Origin of the sequence: Microcoleus sp. LAD1_D3, from assembly GCF_036702135.1 — a bacterium.
Taxonomy (GTDB): domain Bacteria; phylum Cyanobacteriota; class Cyanobacteriia; order Cyanobacteriales; family Microcoleaceae; genus Microcoleus.
Genome location: NZ_JAUBSB010000135.1, coordinates 1 through 2,869, shown reverse-complemented (window position 1 = coordinate 2,869; position 2,869 = coordinate 1). Strand labels below are relative to the sequence as shown.

At 45.1% G+C, this 2,869-nt stretch carries 3 protein-coding genes; all 3 read right to left on the bottom strand.

The window, feature by feature from the left end; translation table 11 throughout:
* Window positions 1-63: 63 nt before the first annotated feature.
* Genes QUA74_RS29475 through QUA74_RS29465 form a run of 3 tightly spaced genes read right to left on the bottom strand, consistent with a single transcriptional unit; the run spans window position 64 to window position 2,769 of the window.
* Complete coding sequence (locus QUA74_RS29475) at window positions 64-1,071, bottom strand: aconitase family protein (RefSeq protein WP_333336278.1); 1,008 nt, start codon at window positions 1,069-1,071, stop codon at window positions 64-66.
* A gap of 29 nt (window positions 1,072-1,100) precedes the next feature.
* Entirely contained in the window at window positions 1,101-2,138 is a 1,038-nt protein-coding gene (gene leuB / locus QUA74_RS29470) for a 3-isopropylmalate dehydrogenase (RefSeq protein ID WP_333336277.1), read from the bottom strand.
* Window positions 2,131-2,769: a hypothetical protein gene (locus QUA74_RS29465; protein WP_333336281.1), complete on the bottom strand. Its 639-nt coding sequence runs from the start codon at window positions 2,767-2,769 to the stop codon at window positions 2,131-2,133. The genes leuB and QUA74_RS29465 overlap by 8 nt, the downstream gene beginning before the upstream one ends.
* Window positions 2,770-2,869 lie beyond the last annotated feature (100 nt).

Sequence of the window (2,869 nt, the reverse complement as noted above, 5' to 3'; positions counted from 1 at the left end):
TCTTACACGTTGTCAACGCCGAACGCGAGTCAAAGTCTTTTGAGGTAAGGGTTTTAGGCTTATTCAGCAAGCCCTAAATAGGATGATGTCTTTGGCAGCAATATATTTGGGCAAAGTTCCTTCAAGTCTAAAAAGTAGGGTAGGGGGAACCTGCACCCACATATCCCCCATCGCAAAAATATTCGCCATATCCGTTGTTCCCACTCCAGTGGAAAAACATCCAAAGGCTCCGTAAGTGCAAGTGTGAGAGTCTGTACCCGCTACAATTATACCTGGATGAATGAAGCCCTTTTCTGGCAGCAGAACGTGACAAATGCCAGCAGCTTCTCCTGGGGAAACCATATCGAACAAATGGCAGCCTTGCGAGCGGGCAAACTGCACCATTTCTGAGTATAAAGAAGTGGCTTTAGGGTCTACTCGCACGTCGTTGACTTGAATAAAGTGATCGGCTACTAAAACAACACGGCTGGCATCCCAAAGTTTTGCTTCTTCTCCAAAATTCTGGTAAAAGACATCAGCAACAGGTGCGGCTACAGCATCGTGAGACATGGCTAAATCGACTTTAGCAAAAACCATCTCTCCCGGCTGAACGTAAGCATTGCCAGACGCCCGTGCCAAAAGTTTTTCTGTCAGAGTCATCGCCCTAGCATAAGTAGAACTCAGGGGAACAGAAATTTCACCTTTCTGCCGCTTTTGGTTAAAGGGAATTAAGCCGCCTGCCCTCACAATAGCTTCGACGACAGGATTATTATTAGGCTGGGAGTAAACTTCTAAAGTCAGACCAATATTGATACTATTTCGGTAAAATATTTCGGCAAAAGAGAGAGCGCGTATTTTTTTTATGCCAGCAGCTTTTATGGCAATAGGTGCATTTTCTCGGCTAGAACCGCAGCCAAAATTGCGTCCAGCTTCGATTTCTTCATAGCCTACAAGGTTTCCTTCACCAATCAGATGTTCAAAAGCATACTGCTTTAAATACTCTGGGTCGGCAGTAGTACACCGTTTTGCCGGAATAATATCGTCTGTATTAATATCATCTCCAAAAATTAACACTTTCGGTTCGATTGTCATAAGTTTTCCCTACTGCTTGTTTATCAAGGTTAACTACCGAGTTGTTGGACTATCAACTCGGTTAAAGTTTCCGCGTTGACTAAGATTTCTTGACCCTGGGGGGCTAAGTCTGCCGTGCGGTAGCCCAGGGCTAAAACTTTTTCGATGGCTTGAATTAGGTTGATAGCCGCATGGGTTTCCCCCCACTGCTGAAGCATTAAAACAACTGCCCCCATCGTTCCTAGAGGATTGGCAATACCCTTCCCGGCAATATCTGGTGCTGTGCCGTGTATGGCTTCATAAAGACCGAACCCGCGTTCGTTCAGACTGGCAGAGGGTAATAACCCGATGGAACCTACTAATGCTCCTCCGATATCGCTGAGGATATCCCCAAATAAATTTCCTGCTAGAATCACATCAAATCGCTTAGGCTCCCGCACGAGTTGCATGGCTAAGTTATCCACTAGCATTGGCTCTACTATAACATCAGGGAAATGTTCGGCTTCCTCCTGCACTAAACGGCTCCAAGGGATTTGTGGCAGAGCATTTTCTTTATGGGCAACGGTAAGCAAACCTCGGCGCTCTTTTGCTTTGCCTAGAGCTACTTTAGCGATGCGGCGGATTTGCCAGTCGTAGTATTTCATTGTATGAAAGCCATAATAGCCATTGTCGTCTTCTGTCCGTCCTGATGGTCCAAAATAAATTCCGCTTACTAACTCTCGAACAAATAATATATCGGCTCCTTGAATCTTGTGCGACTGAAGGCTGGATTTATCCAATAAAGTTTCAAAGGGACGCACGGGACGAAAATTGATAAAAAAGTCGAAGTGTTGGCGAAGTTCGAGAATTCCGCCTCTCGTGACGGCTCCGAATAAAATTCCATCAGCACCTTCGCATACTTGGGCGGTTTGGTTGGGGAAGAATTTTCCAAATTCATTGAAGGCAGGTTGTCCAATTAAGCCATAGTCTATAACTAGAGAAAACCCTTCTAATTTTGCTAAATGCAGGAGAACTTTTAAGGAAGCGTCTACCACTTCTGGCCCGATTCCTTCGCCAGGGAGAGCTACCACGCGATACGGCTCAGTCATTGAAAAATCCTCGCTCAAATAACTCGACAACTTCTTCTGGAGAAAAGCACCGCTGCTCTTGAATGGAAAGGGATTTGATTTTATCTCGTATTCGGTTGTAATCTTCAGGAGTAAGCGGTTTGTTGAGTTGCTTCTCAAACAGGTACTGAAAATTGCTAGAACCGCTGCATTTGCCAAACCAAATTTCTGGGTTGGCGTGAGGAAAAATATGGTAGCTATCTGGGTCGCGTAAGAAGCCATTAACGTGAATGCCGCTTTCGTGACGAAGGGCAGCTTGGGAGTAAGGGGAAGCAGGACGAACTCCTAGTGAATCGAGGTAGTCTGTGACTTGGGAGAGGGCTTCATAATTAATGCCCTCTACTTCTATGCCAAAGCGCAATCTAAGTCCATTTAAGACTTGCTCTAGTGGGATATTACCTGCCCGTTCACCAATGCCTCGGAATGTGCCTGAAATCATTGAAGCTCCCGCGATGACAGCTTGGAGGGTATTTTCGAGAGCCATGCCTAAGTCATTGTGAAAATGCACTCCTAAAGCTGCATTGTTGACCAATTGTAGAATGTCGCGAACCCATACATAAGTTTTCTCTGGAGTGAGGATGCCCATTGTGTCGCAGAGGACAAAGTGTTCGATGTAGGGTTGAAATTCGCGAATGCACTAGACCTCTTGCAAAATAATTTTATGATATAATGGAAAGTTTTGCTTGACTGGATTGAATCCCAACTATTAACTT